Source organism: Aquabacterium sp. OR-4 (assembly GCF_025290835.2).
In the GTDB taxonomy this organism is placed as follows: Bacteria; Pseudomonadota; Gammaproteobacteria; order Burkholderiales; family Burkholderiaceae_C; genus Pseudaquabacterium.
In genome coordinates, this window is sequence record NZ_JAOCQD020000002.1 from 1,839,802 (window position 1) to 1,856,130 (window position 16,329).

The 16,329-nt window shown below is 72.4% G+C and carries 15 protein-coding genes; 11 read left to right on the plus strand and 4 right to left on the minus strand.

Annotated elements, in window-relative coordinates:
• The first annotated feature begins 135 nt into the window (after positions 1 to 135).
• From N4G63_RS20305 to N4G63_RS20315, 3 genes are all read left to right on the plus strand, one after another.
• A complete protein-coding gene (locus N4G63_RS20305) occupies positions 136 to 693 on the plus strand; it encodes an isochorismatase family protein (RefSeq protein WP_260787064.1) in 558 nt (185 codons plus the stop codon).
• 14 nt (positions 694 to 707) lie between these two features.
• Positions 708 to 1,358, plus strand: coding sequence for a DJ-1/PfpI family protein (locus N4G63_RS20310; protein WP_260787063.1), 651 nt, complete (start codon positions 708 to 710; stop codon positions 1,356 to 1,358).
• A gap of 67 nt (positions 1,359 to 1,425) precedes the next feature.
• On the plus strand, positions 1,426 to 2,481 hold the full coding sequence (locus N4G63_RS20315; RefSeq protein ID WP_314600125.1) for a GlxA family transcriptional regulator: 1,056 nt from the start codon (positions 1,426 to 1,428) through the stop codon (positions 2,479 to 2,481).
• Positions 2,482 to 2,517: 36 nt separating this feature from the next.
• Here N4G63_RS20315 and N4G63_RS20320 read toward each other — a convergent pair whose 3' ends face one another.
• Together N4G63_RS20320 and N4G63_RS20325 are read right to left on the minus strand one after the other, a co-directional pair.
• Positions 2,518 to 3,189, minus strand: a complete 672-nt coding sequence (locus N4G63_RS20320) for an SdpI family protein (RefSeq protein ID WP_260787059.1) — start codon at positions 3,187 to 3,189, stop codon at positions 2,518 to 2,520.
• Positions 3,182 to 3,535 carry an autorepressor SdpR family transcription factor gene (locus N4G63_RS20325; protein WP_260787058.1) on the minus strand — a complete coding sequence of 118 codons (354 nt, stop codon included), beginning with the start codon at positions 3,533 to 3,535 and terminating at the stop codon, positions 3,182 to 3,184. The genes N4G63_RS20320 and N4G63_RS20325 overlap by 8 nt, the downstream gene beginning before the upstream one ends.
• A 302-nt stretch (positions 3,536 to 3,837) precedes the next feature.
• Here N4G63_RS20325 and N4G63_RS20330 point away from each other — a divergent pair, with 302 nt between their 5' ends.
• The 8 genes from N4G63_RS20330 to N4G63_RS20365 all read left to right on the plus strand — a co-directional run bounded on the left by N4G63_RS20330 (position 3,838) and on the right by N4G63_RS20365 (position 13,993).
• A complete protein-coding gene (locus N4G63_RS20330) occupies positions 3,838 to 5,205 on the plus strand; it encodes an NAD(P)-dependent oxidoreductase (protein ID WP_443112073.1) in 1,368 nt (455 codons plus the stop codon).
• Positions 5,206 to 5,224: 19 nt separating this feature from the next.
• Positions 5,225 to 6,541: an NAD-dependent dihydropyrimidine dehydrogenase subunit PreA gene (gene preA, locus N4G63_RS20335; RefSeq protein WP_260787057.1), complete on the plus strand. Its 1,317-nt coding sequence runs from the start codon at positions 5,225 to 5,227 to the stop codon at positions 6,539 to 6,541.
• Between the two features lie 73 nt (positions 6,542 to 6,614).
• Complete coding sequence (locus N4G63_RS20340) at positions 6,615 to 7,613, plus strand: BMP family protein (protein WP_260787056.1); 999 nt, start codon at positions 6,615 to 6,617, stop codon at positions 7,611 to 7,613.
• Between the two features lie 9 nt (positions 7,614 to 7,622).
• Positions 7,623 to 9,182 carry an ABC transporter ATP-binding protein gene (locus N4G63_RS20345; RefSeq protein ID WP_260787055.1) on the plus strand — a complete coding sequence of 520 codons (1,560 nt, stop codon included), beginning with the start codon at positions 7,623 to 7,625 and terminating at the stop codon, positions 9,180 to 9,182.
• The gene (locus tag N4G63_RS20350) at positions 9,172 to 10,245 is read left to right on the plus strand and encodes an ABC transporter permease (RefSeq protein WP_260787054.1); all 1,074 of its coding nucleotides are present in this window, start codon (positions 9,172 to 9,174) and stop codon (positions 10,243 to 10,245) included. Before N4G63_RS20345 ends, N4G63_RS20350 begins: the two co-directional genes overlap by 11 nt.
• Before the next feature lie 5 nt (positions 10,246 to 10,250).
• Positions 10,251 to 11,183 carry an ABC transporter permease gene (locus N4G63_RS20355; protein WP_260787053.1) on the plus strand — a complete coding sequence of 311 codons (933 nt, stop codon included), beginning with the start codon at positions 10,251 to 10,253 and terminating at the stop codon, positions 11,181 to 11,183.
• 46 nt (positions 11,184 to 11,229) lie between these two features.
• On the plus strand, positions 11,230 to 12,675 hold the full coding sequence (hydA, locus tag N4G63_RS20360; protein WP_314600126.1) for a dihydropyrimidinase: 1,446 nt from the start codon (positions 11,230 to 11,232) through the stop codon (positions 12,673 to 12,675).
• Positions 12,676 to 12,709: 34 nt separating this feature from the next.
• Positions 12,710 to 13,993, plus strand: coding sequence for a Zn-dependent hydrolase (locus tag N4G63_RS20365; RefSeq protein WP_260787651.1), 1,284 nt, complete (start codon positions 12,710 to 12,712; stop codon positions 13,991 to 13,993).
• A 45-nt stretch (positions 13,994 to 14,038) separates the two neighbouring features.
• Here the strand turns inward: N4G63_RS20365 and N4G63_RS20370 are convergent, their stop codons facing one another.
• A complete protein-coding gene (locus N4G63_RS20370; RefSeq protein ID WP_260787051.1) occupies positions 14,039 to 15,559 on the minus strand; it encodes an ATP-binding protein in 1,521 nt (506 codons plus the stop codon).
• The gene (locus N4G63_RS20375) at positions 15,556 to 16,293 is read right to left on the minus strand and encodes a response regulator (RefSeq protein WP_260787050.1); all 738 of its coding nucleotides are present in this window, start codon (positions 16,291 to 16,293) and stop codon (positions 15,556 to 15,558) included. Before N4G63_RS20375 ends, N4G63_RS20370 begins: the two co-directional genes overlap by 4 nt.
• Positions 16,294 to 16,329 lie beyond the last annotated feature (36 nt).

Here is a 16,329-nt window from a genome sequence, read left to right on the forward strand (position 1 = left end):
GGGGCGGCGCCTGACGGGCGCTGGCCGCTGCGGCGGCGCATGTCCTGAACTGTCCGCCATCGGTCGCCTGGCGGTGCTGCGCCCAGGGCGCCCGCGGGCAACGATGCAGGCTCCTCACCCCACCCGGAGCCAGCGATGCCCACCGCCCTGCTGCTGATCGACGTTCAGCAATCCTTCACCCAGCGGCCGTACTGGTCTGACAGCGACCTGCCCGGTTTTCTGGCCGCCAGCAACGCGCTGATCGCCGGCTGCATAGCGCGCGGCGTGCCCATCGTGCGCATCTTTCACACCGACGGCCCACGCACCGCCGCCAACGCCTTTGCGCCCGAGAGCGGCCTGGTTCGCCCGCTGGATGGCCTGGCGCCCTTCGACGCCGCGCTCAGCCTCGAAAAGCACCGCCACAGCGCGCTGGTGGGCACCGGCCTGGCGGTGTGGCTGCACCAGCAGGGCATCACCCGGCTGATCGTGGCCGGCATCCGCACCGAGCAGTGCTGCGAAACCACCACCCGCCATGCCAGCGATGAAGGCTGGACGGTCGACTTCGTCACCGCGGCCACACTGACTTTCGACATGGCCACGCCCGCGGGCGGCACGCTCACGGCGGCACAGATCCGCGAGCGCACCGCCACCGTGCTGGCCGGCCGCTTTGCCACGCTGTGCAGCGTGGACGAGGCCCTGGCGCGCGCCGCCTGACACCGGAGCAAGCGATGTCATCGGCCACCGAAGCCCGCACCCGCCGCGTCGGCATCCTGCTCTACCCCGATGTGGAGGTGCTGGATGCTGCCGGCCCCTTCGAGGTGTTCACCTGCGCCAGCCGCATGGCGCAACGTGCGTCACCCGAAGCGCCGCCGCCCTTCAGCGTGCACACGCTGGCATTGGCCGCCGGCCCGGTGCGCGCCCGCGCCGGCCTGCGGATGCTGGCCGACCAGGCGCTGGCCCAGGCCGCGCCGCCTGATGTTTGGCTGGTGCCGGGCGGCGTGGTGGATGCCGCGCTGGCCGATGCCGAACTGCTGGCCCAGATCGCGCGGCTGGCGGCCGGTGCCGAGATCACCGCCTCGGTGTGCACCGGCGCCTTCCTGCTGGCCGCGGCCGGTCTGTTGCCGCCGGGCACGCCGGTGACCACGCACTGGGAAGATGCCGCCGACCTGGCCCGCGCCCACCCCAGGCTGGCGGTGGACGCCACGCGCCGCTACCTGGACAACGGCCGCCTCGTCACCGCGGCCGGCATCAGCGCCGGCATCGACATGGCCCTGCACCTGGTGGCCCGCCTGGCCGGCCCGGCGCTGGCCGAACGCACGGCGCGGCAGATGGACGTGGTGTGGACCCGCGACCTCTGGCAGGGCCGGCCGCTGCGCTGAAGGCCGCGCGTTGATGGCCGCCGTGCTGAAGGCCGAAGCGCCGCCGCCGCCGCGGCATCATCGCGCCATGATCGACGTGCTCTTCATCGTGCTGCCGGACACCCTGCTGCTCGATCTGGCCGGGCCGGCCGAGGCCTTTCGGCTGGCCAACCAGGCGCTGGCGCGGCGCGGTCAGCCGGCCGCGTTCCATCTGCGCTATGCCGGGCCGGCGCCGATGGCGCGCTCGTCGGTGGGCCTGATGCTGGCCGAATTGGAGCCACTGCCCGAAGCCTTTGTGCGCCCCACCTGGACCGTGCTGCTGGGCCGCCCCGGCGAGGCGCCGCGCGTGCTGCAGCGCCAGCGCGCCTGGCTGGCCGCGCGGCAATGGCTGGTGCGGCAGATGCCGGCGGTGCTGGCCGCCCCGGCCACCGCCCCGGCCACCGCCTCGGCCACCGCCGCGGCAAACACCCGGGCAAGCACCCAGGCCCCCGCCCCGGCGGGCCCCGCGCCGCACCGGCTGATGACCGTGTGCGTGGGCGCCCTGCTGGCCGCCGATGCCGGGCTGCTGGCCGGGCGGCGCTGCACCACCCATCACGAGCTGCTGGACGACCTGCTGCGCATCGCGCCCACGGCGCACGTGCTGGCCAATCAGGTGTGGGTGGAAGACGGCGCCCTGTTCACCAGCGCCGGCATCACCGCCGGCATCGACCTGGCGCTGCACTGCATTGCGCGCGAGTGCGGCGAGGCGCTGGCCGCCAGCGTGGCCCAGGTGATGGTGGCCGCCACGCGGCGTGGTGCGGCCGCGCCGCAGCTCTCGCCCTTGTTGGCCTTTCGCGACCACCTGCACCCGGCCGTGCACCGGGTGCAGGAGGAGGTGGCCGAGCGCCCGGGCGACGACTGGAGCGCCGAGGCCCTGGCCGCGGTGGCGCATGTCACGCCACGCCACCTGGCGCGGCTGTTCCGCCAGCACACGGGCCTGAGCCCGCGTGATTACGTGGAGCATGTGCGCGCCGCGCTGGCGCGCCAGGCGGTGGCACGTGGCGCCAGCGGGCCGCAGGCGGCGGCGCTGGCCGGCTTCAGCTCCGACCGACAGTGGCGGCGTGCGCGCGGGCGCACCGCCGTGCCGGCACCCGACCGGCCCTGATCCGGCGCAAGACCCCGTCGTTTGCCAGCCAGGTGGCTAGCCGTGGCCGCCGGCACGCGGCAGCGCCCGCCACAGCCACCACGAACAGCCTGTGGCCGCCAGCGCGGGCAGCAGCGCCAGCAGCAGCACGGCGGGCCCGTACCAATGGGTGGGCAGCGGCGTGGCCGGCAGCAGCGCCAGCAGCAGGCCGGCCGCCACCATCCAACGCCCGCCCACGCGGTGGGTGCGCTCCCACACGCGGTCGTCGGCCAGCGTCCAGGGCGTGCGGATGCCCACCGTGGCATTGGGCCGCAGCTTGCCCATCACATTGCCGACGAACGCCAGCATCAGGCCCAGCACCACCAGGCCGAAGCCCGGCCGCGGCAACCACCACCCAAGGGCCACCCCGACGATCAGCGCCTGAAAGGCCGCCAGCACCTGCGCCCCCGCGGCGAACACCGTGCCCACGGCCCGGGCCGAGCGGCGCAGGTTGTCGGCGCGCGGGTCGATGCGCGGCAGCAGCGCCTGCAGCCCGCGCAGCGCCAGTGCCAGACCCGGCAGCAGCCACAGGGCAGTGGCGGCATCCGACCAGCCATCGGCCTGCATCTGGGCGTTGAAGTGCGTGGCCACGCGGGCCCCGGGCGGCAGCTGCACCAGGGCATAGGCGGCCGCGGCCGCCATGGCCACGATCAGCCCCCACTGCAGGCGTTCAAGGCGGTGTTCAGACATGGCGTTTGCCTTTGGTGGTGGCCAGGGAGCGGCCGGTGGTGGCGCTGGTGGTGGCGCTGGTGGTGCCGCTGGTGCCGCTGGTGCCGCTGCCCAGGCCGAAGGCATCGGCAAACCCGAGCAGCGCCTCTTCCAGCGTGGAGAGGTTCAGCCGGTAGGTGATGGTGGTGCCCTGCTTGTCCGACATCACCAGGTCGGCCTCGCGCAGCACGTTGAAGTGGCCCGACAGCGTGGGCTTGGCCAGCGCAAAGTGCTCGGCGATCTCGCCGGCTGTCATCTCGCGCTGCTGCAGCAGCTGCAGGATCTGCCGCCGCGTCGGGTCACCCAGTGCCTTGAAGACCTTGTCCATATTCGGTATTTTGGCAATTACCGAACACTTGTCAAGCGCATCGCCATCCGGGCACCCGCTCGGGCACCGACCTTGGCACCGACCTGGGCACCGGCCTGGGCGGGCGGGGTCGCACCCCGAGCGTGCGCCCGCCCCGTCTCGGGGCGCCCGCCGCGCCCAACGGCCGCGCACGCCAGGGGTTTGTCCGGGCTCGCCACCTGGCACGCGGGTTGCGTAGGATTCTGCGAATTCTTGACCAAACGGTCAGCTTCAAGGTGAAGCCGGGCCACCCCATCTGCCCGGTGCGCGAGGAGCCCCCAGCCGTGTCATCCGCCCACGCCTCGATCACCTCGGCCGACGCCGACATCCGGCCGCACCGGCTCGGTCACGACCAGATCACCCAGCACTTTGCCGACGCGGCGCCGCTGCTCACCCGCACCCAGGCGCTGGTGGAGGCCGAGCGCTGCCTGTACTGCCATGACGCGCCCTGCGCCACGGCCTGCCCCACCGGCATCGACGTGCCCAGCTTCATCCGCCGCATCGCCGAGGACAACCTGCGTGGCGCCGCCCGCGCCATCCTCTCGGCCAACCCGCTGGGCGGCACCTGCGCCCGCGTGTGCCCCACCGAAGAGCTGTGCGAGCAGGTCTGCGTGCGCACCGTGCAGCAGGGCAAGCCGGTCTTGATCGGCCAGCTGCAGCGTTATGCCACCGACGCAGCGATGGCCCGGCCCTACAACGCGCTGTTTCCGCGCGCCGCGGCCACCGGCCAGACGGTGGCCGTGGTGGGCGCAGGCCCGGCCGGCCTGGCCTGCGCGGTGGAGCTGGCACGCCGCGGCCATGCGGTGGTGATCCACGACGCGCGCCCCAAGGCCGGCGGCCTGAACGAATACGGCCTGGCCGCCTACAAGGTGGCCGACGACTTTGCCCAGCGCGAGCTGCAGTGGCTGCTGGGCATCGGCGGCATCACGGTGCAGCCCGGCTGGCGCCTCGAGACAGCCGCCCAGCTGCAGGCCTTGCAGCGCAACTACGCGGCGGTGTTCCTGGGCGTGGGCCTGGCCCACACCCAGGCGCTGGGCCTGGGTGGCGACGGCCTGGCCGGCGTGCGCGACGCGGTCGACTTCATCGCCGAGCTGCGCCAGGCCGCCGACAAGGCCGCGCTGCCGATCGGCCGCCGCGTGGTGGTGATCGGCGGCGGCATGACGGCCGTGGACGCCGCGGTGCAGAGCAAGCTGCTGGGCGCCGAGAGCGTGCACATGGTCTACCGGCGCGGGCCCGAGCAGATGGGCGCCTCGCAGGCCGAGCAGCAGTGGGCGCAGACGCATGGCGTGGCCATCCACCACTGGCTGGCGCCCGACAGCCTGCTGGGCGAAGCCGGCCATGTGCGCGGCGTGCGCTTTGCGCAGCAGCAGCTGGCGGGCGGCCATCTCCGGCCCACCGGCGAGTACCGCAGCTTCGAGGCCGACATGGTGCTCAAGGCCATCGGCCAGAAACTCGATGTGGCGCTGTGGCAGGCCTGCGGCCTGACCCTCCAGCACGGCCGCATTGCCGCCGACGACGATGGCCGCACCGGCGTGCCGGGCCTGTATGCCGGCGGCGACTGCCGCGCCGGCGGCCGCGACCTCACCGTTGAGGCGGTGCAGGACGGCAAGCGCGCCGCCGCCGCCATCCATGCGCAACTCACCCAAGCCTGAACGCCAGAGGGAGCACACCATGGCCGATCTGACCAACCTGTTTGCCGGCATCAAGAGCCCCAACCCCTTCTGGCTGGCCAGCGCGCCGCCCACCGACAAGGCCTACAACGTGCACCGCGCCTTCGAGGCCGGCTGGGGCGGCGTGGTCTGGAAGACGCTGGGCGAGGAAGGCCCGCCAGTGGTGAACGTGAGCGGCCCGCGCTACGGCGCGCTGCTCACGCCCGACCGCCGCATGCTGGGCTTCAACAACATCGAGCTGATCACCGACCGGCCGCTGGCCGTGAACCTGGCCGAGATCCGCGAGGTCAAGCGCCTGTGGCCCGACCGCGCGCTGGTGGCCAGCATCATGGTGCCCTGCACCGAGAGCGCCTGGAAGGCCATTTTGCCGATGGTGGAAGACACCGGCTGCGACGGCATCGAGCTGAACTTCGGCTGCCCGCACGGCATGAGCGAGCGCGGCATGGGTGCCGCGGTGGGCCAGGTGCCCGAGTACATCCAGATGGTCACCGCCTGGTGCAAGCAGTACAGCCGGCTGCCGGTGATCGTCAAGCTCACGCCCAACATCGCCGACATCCGCAAGCCGGCGCTGGCCGCCAGGCGGGGCGGCGCCGATGCGGTGAGCCTGATCAACACCATCAACTCGATCATGGGCGTCGATCCGCGCACGCTGCAGATGAGCCCGGCCACGGCCGGCATGGGCAGCCATGGCGGCTACTGCGGCCCGGCCGTGAAACCCATCGCGCTGAACATGGTGGCCGAGATCGGCCGCAACCCCGAGACCGCCGGCCTGCCCATCAGTGGCATCGGCGGCGTGGGCACCTGGCGCGACGCGCTCGACTACATCGCGCTGGGCGCCGGCAATGTGCAGGTGTGCACCGCGGCCATGATCTACGGCTTCAAGATCGTGCAGGAGATGATCGACGGCCTGGCCAACTACATGGACGAGATGGGCTTCCAGACCACGGAGGATTTCCGCGGCCGCGCCCTGCCCACCGTGACCGACTGGCAGTACCTGAACCTCAACGCCACCAGCAAGGCGGTGATCGACCAGAGCAAGTGCATCGAGTGCGGCCGCTGCCACATCGCCTGCGAAGACACCTCGCACCAGGCCATCACCGCGCTGAAGGACGGCGTGCGCCATTTCGAGGTGAAAGAAGACGAGTGCGTGGGCTGCAACCTGTGCGTCACCGTGTGCCCGGTGCCCGAATGCATCACGCTGCGCACCCTGGTGCCCGGCGAGCTCGACCAGCGCACCGGCGCGCCAGTGCCGGCCGAGGCGCGCAACTGGACGGCACACCCGAACAACCCCATGTGCCAGAGCGCCGAGCCCGCCTGATACTGGCCGGCCAGGCGCTGGCATCCGCCTTGCTGACGCCTGCCCACCCTCATCGCAACCGAAGGACCGCACCATGACCCTGCGCCGCAGCCTCCTGCTCTCCACCGTGGCCGCCGCGGCCGCCCTGGCCTCGTTCGCCCCGGGCGCTTTCGCCCAGGCCAAGCCCAAGGTGGCCGCGGTGTACACCGTGCCCTTCGAGCAGCAGTGGGTCAGCCGCATCCACATCGCACTGAAGGCCGCCGAGGCCCGTGGCGAGATCGAGTACAAGGCCAGCGAGAACATCGCCAACGCCGACTACGAGCGCGTGATGCGCGAATACGCCACCGGCGGCGCCCAGCTGATCGTCGGCGAGGCCTTCGCGGTGGAAGCCGCCGCGCGCAAGGTGGCCAAGGACTTTCCCAAGACCAGCTTCCTGATGGGCAGCTCGGGCAAGCCGCAGGCGCCCAACTTCTCGGTCTTCGACAACTACATCCAGGAGCCCGCCTACCTCAGCGGCATGGTGGCCGGCGGCCTGACCAAGAGCAACAAGATCGGCATGGTGGGCGGCTTTCCGATCCCCGAGGTCAACCGCCTGATGCACGCCTTCATGGCCGGCGCCAAGGAGGTGAACCCCAAGGTCGAGTTCTCGGTGAGCTTCATCAACAGCTGGTTCGATCCGCCCAAGGCCAAGGAAGCCGCCTTCGCGATGATCGACAAGGGCGCCGACGTGATGTATGCCGAGCGCTTTGGCGTCAGCGATGCCGCCAAGGAGCGCAAGGTGCTGGCCATCGGCAACGTGATCAACACGCAAGACAAGTACCCCGACACCGTGGCCGCCAGCGCGCTGTGGCACATGGAGCCCTCGATCAACCGCGCCATCCAGCTGGTGAAGGACGGCAAGTTCGCGGCCGAGGACTACGGCCCCTACTCGATGATGAAGCACAAGGGCTCGTCGCTGGCGCCGCTGGGCAGCTTCGAGAAGAAGGTGCCGGCCGAGGTGGTGGCCAAGGTGCAGGCCAAGGAGAAGGCCATCCTGGCGGGCAGCTTCACGGTCAAGGTCGACGACAGCCAGCCCAAGGCGGCCTTCAAGTAAATCGCCGAGATGGCCTTGCTCCGGCTCGAGGGCATCACCAAGCGCTTTGGCACGCTGGTGGCCAACGACAACGTGTCGCTCGAACTGGCGGCCGGCGAGGTGCTGGCCCTGCTGGGCGAGAACGGCGCCGGCAAGTCGACGCTGATGTCCATCCTGTTCGGCCATTACGTGGCCGATGCCGGACACATCACGCTCGATGGCCGGCCGCTGCCGCCCGGCGACACGCGCGCCGCGCTGGCCGCCGGCATCGGCATGGTGCACCAGCACTTCACGCTGGCCGAGAACCTGAGCGTGCTCGACAACGTGATGCTGGGCACCGAGCCGCTCACGGCGCTGCGCACCCGGCGCGCCGCGGCCCGCGCGCAGCTGCTGGCCACCGCGCAGCGCTGCGGCCTGGCGGTCGAGCCCGAGGCGCGGGTGGCCACGCTGTCGGTGGGCGAGCGCCAGCGGGTGGAGATCCTGAAGGCCCTGGTGCGCGGCGCACGCGTGCTGGTGCTCGACGAGCCCACGGCCGTGCTCACGCCGCAGGAGGCGCAGGCGCTGTTTGCCACGCTGCGCCAGCTGGTGGCCGGCGGCCTGGCGGTCATCTTCATCAGCCACAAGCTCGACGAGGTGATGGCCGTGGCCCGGCGCGCCGTGGTGCTGCGCGGCGGGCGCAAGGTGGCCGAGCTGGCGGTGGCCGGCAGCAGCGCCGCCGAGCTGGCGCGGCACATGGTGGGCACCTCGGTGCAGGGGCTGGAACGCCAGCCGCCGCGCCCGCGCGATGCCGCCCAGGCCCCGCGGCTGCGGGTGCAGGGCCTGCGCGCCCGCCATGCCCACGACCGCGTGGCGCTGGCCGATGTGAACCTCGACATCGGCGCCGGCGAGGTGCTGGGCATTGCCGGCGTGTCGGGCAACGGCCAGGGCCTGCTGGCGCGGGTGCTGGGCGGCGTGGTGGTGCCCATGGCCGGCCACATCACGCTCGATGGCCAAGCGCTGGCGCGCGATGCGCGCGGCGTGGTCGCCCAGCGCGTGGCCCGCGTGCCCGAAGACCGCCAGGCCGTGGGCGTGGTGGGCGATTTGCCGGTGTGGGAGAACCTGGCCGCCGAGGCCCTGCCCACGCCGGTGTTCAGCCGCTGGGGCTGGATTCGCCGCGCCGCCGCACTGGCCTATGCACAGCGCAGCCTGCAGGCCTTTGATGTGCGCGGCGCCACGCCGCAGCGGCGCACCGGTGCGCTGTCGGGCGGCAACATGCAAAAGCTGATCCTGGCACGCGTGCTGCAGCGCGCCGATGGCCAGGCGCCGCAGCTCATCGTGGCCCACCAGCCCACCTGGGGCCTGGACATCGGCGCGGTGGCCTTCGTGCACCGCCAGCTGCGCGCGGCCTGCGAAGCGGGTGCGGCCGTGCTGCTGATCAGCGACGACCTCGACGAGATCGAGCTGCTGGCCGACCGCATCGCGGTGATCTGCCACGGCCGGCTCACGCGGGCCCGGCCGGCCGCTGACTGGACGCGTGAGGCGCTGGGCCTGGCGATGGCGGGCACATCCGCCGGCCCCCACCCCGATCAGGCGCTGCCCCATGCGGCTTGAGGCCCGCGCCAGCGTGCAGCCGCGGCATGCGCTGGCCGCCGCGGCCGGCGCGCTGCTGGCCGTGCTGGCGCTGGTGGCCGCGCTGCTGGCCGTGGCCGGCGCGCCGGTGGGCCGCAGCCTGGCCCTGCTGCTGGGCGGCGCCTTCGGCTCGGTGTTTGCGCTGAGCGAAACCTTCACCCGCGCCGTGCCGCTGATGCTCACCGGCCTGGCCGCCACCGCGGCCTTTCGCGCGCGGCTGTTCAACATCGGCGCCGAGGGCCAGCTGTATGCCGGCGCGATGGCCGCGGTGGCCGTGGGCGGCGTGTGGGGCGAGCTGTTCACCGGCACGCCGCTGCTCGGCCAGACCCTCATGTTCACCGCCGCCGCCTTGGCCGGCGCCCTGCTGCTGCTGGGCCCGGCGCTGGCCCGCCAGTGGTGGGGCGTGGACGAGGTGGTGTGCACGCTGCTGCTGAACTTCATCGTGCTGCTGGGCGTGGGCGCCTTGCTGGACGGCCCGATGAAAGACCCCGGCGCGATGGGCTGGCCGCAAAGCGTGGCCCTGGCCGGCGAGCTCGAGCTGGGCAAGCTGCTGCCGCAGACCCGCGTGCACAGCGGCCTGCTGATCGCGCTGGCCTGCGCGCTGGCGCTGTGGGCGCTGCTGCGCTTTTCCACCGCCGGCTTCCAGGTGCGTGCGCTGGGCGCCAATGCGCGCGCGGCGGCCTTTGTGGGTGTGCCGGTCACGCGCACCGTGGTGCTGGTGGCCCTGCTGTCGGGCGGCCTGGCCGGGCTGGCCGGCGCGGTGGAGGTGGCCGGGCGCACCAGCTACGTCACGCTCGACATGTCGCCCGGCTATGGCTACTCGGGCGTGGTGATCGCCATGCTGGCCGGCCTGCACCCGCTGGCCGTGGTGGCCAGCGCGGTGGGCGTGGCGGCCATCATCGTGGGCGCCGACAGCATGGGCCGGGCCCTGGGCGTGCCCAGCGTGCTGGCCGATGTGGTGGTGGCCGCCACGCTGCTGGCCGTGCTGGCCGCCAGCATGCTGACCCGCTACCGCGTCCGGCTCGACCGGCCGAGCGCCGCCTGATCGCCATGGACACGCTCACGACCATCCTCGACATGGTGGGCACCCTGCCCTTCTGGGTGGCCGTGCTGCGCGTGGCCACGCCACTGATCCTGGGCACGCTGGGCGTGCTGCTGTGCGAGCGTGCCGGCGTGCTGAACCTGGGCATCGAGGGCCTGATGGTGGCCGGCGCCTTCTCGGGCTGGCTGGCCGTGTACCTGGGCCTGCCGCTGTGGGGCGGCGTGGCGGTGGCGGCCGGGGTGGGCGCGGCCTTCGGCCTGCTGCATGCCGGATTCACGGTGCTGCTGGCCTTGTCGCAGCATGTGGCCGGGCTGGGGCTCACGCTGCTGGCCACGGCGCTGAGCTACTTTGCCTACCGCGTGGCCTTTCCGAAGGTCAATACGCCGCCCACCATCCAGCCCTTCACCGCCATGGACTGGCTGCCGGTGCCGGTGCTGCAGCAGCAGACGCCGCTCACCCTGCTGGCCCTGGCCCTGGTGCCGCTGCTGGGCTGGGCGCTGTACCGCACGCCCGCCGGCCTGGCGCTGCGCATGGCCGGCGAAAGCCCGGCCGCGGTGGAGGCGCAGGGCATCTCGGTGGCGCGGGTGCGCACCGCGGCGGTGGTGGCCGGCTCGGCGCTGATGGGCGTGGCCGGGGCCTTTCTCACGCTGTCGGCCTTTGACGCGTTTTTCTTCAACATGGTCAACGGCCGCGGCTGGGTGTGCGTGGCGCTGGTGGTGTTTGCCGGCTGGCAGCCGGGCAAGGCCTTGCTGGGCGCGCTGCTGTTCGGCTTTTTCGACGCGCTGCAGCTGCGCCTGCAGCAGGCCGACGCCGGTGGCCTGCCCTACCAGCTGTACCTGATGCTGCCCTATGTGCTGGCGATTGCCGCGCTGGTGATCGCCAGCCGCAAGGCCAGCGCGCCGCAGGCCTTGATGAAGCCCTACATCCCCGGCGAGCGCTGACCCGGTTCGCCCCGCTCCACCCCACACACACGACGGAGAGACACGCATGACCAAACCCCTGCTGATCCAAGGCGCCACCGTGGTCAATGCCGACCGCGAGTTCAAGGCCGACGTGCTGTGCGTGGACGGCCAGATCGCCGCCGTGGGCCCCGATCTCGACGCGCCCGCCGGCGCTGACACGCTCGACGGCAGCGGCCGCTACCTGATGCCCGGCGGCATCGACCCGCACACCCACATGCAGCTGCCCTTCATGGGCACGGTGACGCGCGACGACTTCTACAGCGGCACGGCAGCAGCCCTGGCCGGCGGCACCACCAGCATCATCGACTTCGTGATCCCCGATCCGCAGCAGCCGCTGATGGACGCCTACCGCACCTGGCGCGGCTGGGCCGAAAAATCGGCCTGCGACTACGCCTTCCACGTGGCCATCACCTGGTGGGGCGACAGCGTGCACCGCGACATGGGCACCCTGGTGCACGAAGAAGGCGTGAACAGCTTCAAGCACTTCATGGCCTACAAGAACGCCATCATGTGCGACGACGAGACGCTGGTGAACAGCTTTCGCCGCAGCCTCGAGCTGGGCGCCATGCCCACCGTGCATGCCGAGAACGGCGAGCTGGTGTTCCTGCTGCAGGCCGAGATGAAGGCCCAGGGCATCCTGGGCCCCGAGGGCCATCCGCTCTCCCGCCCGCCCGCCGTGGAGGCCGAGGCCGCGCAACGCGCCATCGCCATTGCCGACGTGCTGAACGTGCCGATCTACATCGTGCACGTGTCCAGCGCCGAGAGCGCCGAGGCCATCGCCCGCGCCCGCGCCCGCGGCCAGCGCGTGTACGGCGAGGTGCTGGCCGGCCACCTGGTGATCGACGACAGCGTTTACCGCGACCCCGACTTCACCAAGGCGGCGGCGCATGTGATGAGCCCGCCGTTTCGCGCCAAGGGCCATGGCCAGATGCTGTGGCGCGGCCTGCAGGCCGGCCATCTGCACACCACCGCCACCGACCATTGCACCTTCTGCGCCGAGCAGAAGGCGGCCGGCAAGGACGACTTCAGCAAGATCCCCAACGGCACCGGCGGCGTGGAAGAGCGCATGGCCGTGCTGTGGCACGAGGGCGTCAACGGCGGCAAGCTCACGCCCAGCGAGTTTGTGGCCATCACCTCGGCCAACGCCGCCCGGCTGTTCAACCTCTACCCGCGCAAGGGCTGCGTGGCCGTGGGCGCCGACGCCGACCTGGTGCTGTGGGACCCGGCCGCCACGCAGACCCTGTCGATCAAGACCCAGCACTCGCTGGGCGACTACAACATCTTCGAAGGTATGGCCGTGCAGGGCCGGCCCACCCACACCCTCAGCCGCGGCCACATCGCCTGGGCCGACGGCGACCTGCGCGCCGTGCGCGGCGCCGGCCAGTACCTCAAGCGCGCGCCCTTTGCGCCGCAGTTCGCGCCGCTGGCCCGCAAGGCCGCACTCGAACAACCCGTGCCGGTGGCCCGCTGAGCCCGCCAACATCCACCTGGAGCCTGCCATGGACATGAAGACCCAAGCCCTGCCCGACCCCCTGCAAGGCCTGCGCGTGAACGGCGCGCGCCTGTGGGACAGCCTGATGGAGCTGGCCCGGATCGGCGCCACCGAGAAGGGCGGCGTCTGCCGCCTCACCCTGACCGACCTGGACAAGCAGGGCCGCGACCTGGTCAGCCGCTGGGCCACCGAGGCCGGCATGACCATCACCATCGACAAGATCGGCAACGGCTTTCTGCGCCGCCCGGGGCGCAACAACGCCCTGCCGCCGGTGATGACCGGCAGCCACATCGACACCCAGCCCACCGGCGGCAAGTTCGACGGCAACTACGGCGTACTGGCCGGCCTGGAGGTGGTGCGCACCCTCAACGACGCCGGCATCGAGACCGAGGCGCCGATCGAGGTGGCCTGGTGGACCAACGAGGAAGGCTCGCGCTTCGTGCCGGTGATGATGGGCTCGGGCGTGTTCGCCAAGGCCTTCACGCTCGAGACCGCCTATGCCGCGAAGGACGTGGACGGCAAGAGCGTGAAGGACGAGCTGGCGCGCATCGGCTACATCGGCGAGCAAGAGCCGGGCGAGCACCCGATCGGCTGCTACTTCGAGACCCACATCGAGCAGGGCCCGGTGCTGGAGGACAACGCCAAGACCATTGGCGTGGTCACCGGCGTGCTGGGCATCCGCTGGTACGACTGTGTGGTGACCGGCATGGAAGCCCATGCCGGCCCCACGCCGATGGCCCTGCGCAAGGATGCGCTGCAGGTGGCCACCACGCTGATGCAGCAGGTGGTGGCCTGCGCCCACCGCCACCCGCAGGCCGATGGCAGCAACCATGGCCGCGGCACGGTGGGCATGGTGCAGGTGCACCCGAACAGCCGCAACGTGATCCCCGGCCGGGTGAAGTTCAGCATCGACCTGCGCAATTCCAGCGACGCGCTGTGCGACGCGATGGATGCCGACATCCGCGCCGTGGCCGCCCAGCTCAGCGCCGACTCGGGCCTGGCCATCGAGATCACGCCGGTGTCGTCGTACCCCGCGCAACCCTTCCACGCCGAGTGCGTGAGCGCCGTGCAGGCCGCCGCCGAGAAGCTGGGCTACAGCCACATGCCGGCCGTCAGCGGCGCCGGGCACGACGCGGTGTACATGGCCCGCCTGGCCCCGGCCGGCATGATCTTCATCCCCTGCAAGGACGGCATCAGCCACAACGAGATCGAGGACGCCGCCCCGTCCGACATCGAGGCCGGCTGCAACGTGCTGCTGCACGCCATGCTCGAGCGCGCCGGGGTGGCCCAGGGCTGAGCGGCGCCGGGCCGCCACTCGCGTGCGGCCCCGGCGCGCCAGGCGTCAGGCGTCGCGCCGCGGCAGCGTCAGGCGCGCCTCGAGCCCGCCCTCGGGCCGGTTGTGCAGCGTCAGCGTGCCGCCGTGCAGCTGGGCGATGTTGCGGGCGATGCCCAGGCCCAGGCCGGTGCCGCCGGTGGCGCGGCTGCGCGAGGCCTCGAGCCGGTAGAAGGGCTCGAACACGCGCTCCAGCTCGGCCGGCGCAATGCCCGGGCCGTCGTCCAGCACGCGGATCACGACCTGCCCGGCGTCATCGTCCAGCATCAGCCGGGCGCGGCCGCCGTAGAGCACGGCGTTGTCCACCAGATTGCCCAGCGCGCGCCGCAGCAGCGAGGCCACCGCCGGCAGCGGCGGCAGCCGCCCCTGCGCCGGCAGCTGCACCGAGACATCGCGGCCCATGGCCTGCTGGTCTTGCTGCAGCGCGGCCAGCAGGGCCGGCAAATCCACCGGCGCGCGCGGCTCGTGGCCGCCCAGGCCGCGCAGAAAGGCCAGGGTCTCGCCGACCATGGCCTCCATCTCGTGCAGATCGTGCTCGAAGCGGTTGCGCGCCTCGTCGTCGTCGAGCAGCTCGGCGCGCAGGCGCATGCGGGTCAGCGGGGTCTTGAGATCGTGCGACAGCGCGGTGAGCAGGCGGGTGCGCTCCTGCACATGCTCGGCCAGGCGCCGCTGCATGGTGTTGAAGGCCTGGGCGGCCTGGCGCACCTCGCGCGGGCCGGTCTCGGGCAGCGGCGGGCGGTCGAGGCTTTCGCCCAGGCCCTGCGCGGCATCCGACAACTGCTTGAGCGGGCGCACCAGCCAGCGCACCGCCACCCAGCCCAGCACCAGCGTGGCCAGCAGCAGCACGCCCAGCGAGGCCGCCAGCCGCCACGGCAGGCGTTCGCTGGGCACCGGCAGCGCGGCGTCGAAGCGCGCCCAGCGGCCATCGCGCAACTGCACCTCGGTGCGCCACACCAGGCCCGGCGCACGGCGCGCGGCGCGGCGCTCGTCGTGTTCGGCCTCGGCCTCGGCGCCGGCGTCACCGCCACGGCCATGGCGGCCATGCGGGCCGCGGCCGCCCGGGCCGTCGGGCCGCTCGGCGGCCGGGCCGGGGCGGGCCATCACGCGCAGGGCCCGCTGGCCGTCCAGCGCGCTGTGCAGGCGGGCTACGAACTGCAGGCCGCGCCGGTCGAGCACCGCCGGGGTCTCGACCGAGGGCGCATCGTGCAGCGACAGCACCAGCGGCGGCTGCCGAAACACCTGCACCACGCGCGCGCGCTCGGCCTCGGGCAGGCCGTCGAGCAAGTCCACCACATCGGCAATGCGCTGTGCCGCGGCCAGGCCGTAGCCGCGGTTGAGCAGTTGGTCGCGCTCGGCCACGTTGATCGCCGCCCCCAGCAGCTGGGCCAGCACCAGGCCGGCGGTCAGCGCCAGCAGCAGGCGGCCGAACAGCGAGTCGGGCCACAGGCGCCAGCGGCGCGCCGCGGCGGGCGGCGCTGCGGGCGGCGGCGCGGCAGGCGGTGCTGCAGGCGGCGGGGCCGGGGCCATCATGGCGCGGCCGCCGTGACGCTGGCGCTGAGCACATAGCCCTCGCCGCGCACGGTCTTGATCAGCGCCGGGTTGCGCGGGTCGTCGTTCAGGCGCTGGCGCAGGCGGCTGACCTGCACGTCGATGCTGCGGTCCAGCGGATCGGCCTCGCGGCCTTGGGTCAGGTCGAGCAGCTGGTCACGGCTCAGCACGCGCTGCGGATGGGTGGCCAACACGTGCAGCAGCTTGTATTCGACGCCGCTGATCGGCGTGCTCTGGCCGTCGGGGGCGATCAGCTGGCGCTGCACGGTGTCGAGCGTCCAGCCGCCAAAACACAGGCGCTCGCCCGGCGCGGCCTGCATGTTGGGCGGCAGGCTGCGCGTGCGCCGCAGGATCGACTTGATGCGCGCCAGCAGCTCGCGCGGGCTGAAGGGCTTGGCCAGGTAGTCGTCGGCGCCCATCTCGAGGCCGACGATGCGGTCGGTCTCGTCGCCGAGGGCGGTGAGCATCAACACCGGCAGCTCCGAGCTGGCGCGCAGCTTGCGGCACAGCGTGAGGCCGTCGTCGCCGGGCAGCATCAGGTCGAGCACCAGCAGGTCGAAGGCGCCTTCGTCGAGCGCACGCCACATCGCGCGGCCATCGGCCACGGCGGTGCTGCGCAGGCCGTTCTTCTCGAGATAGCGGCCGAGCAGCAGGCGGATCTCGGCATCGTCGTCGACGATCAGGATGTGGTCGCTGCGTTCGGGTGGGGTGGGCATGGGATGGATTGCACCGCGCCGCCAGCCGGCCCGGCG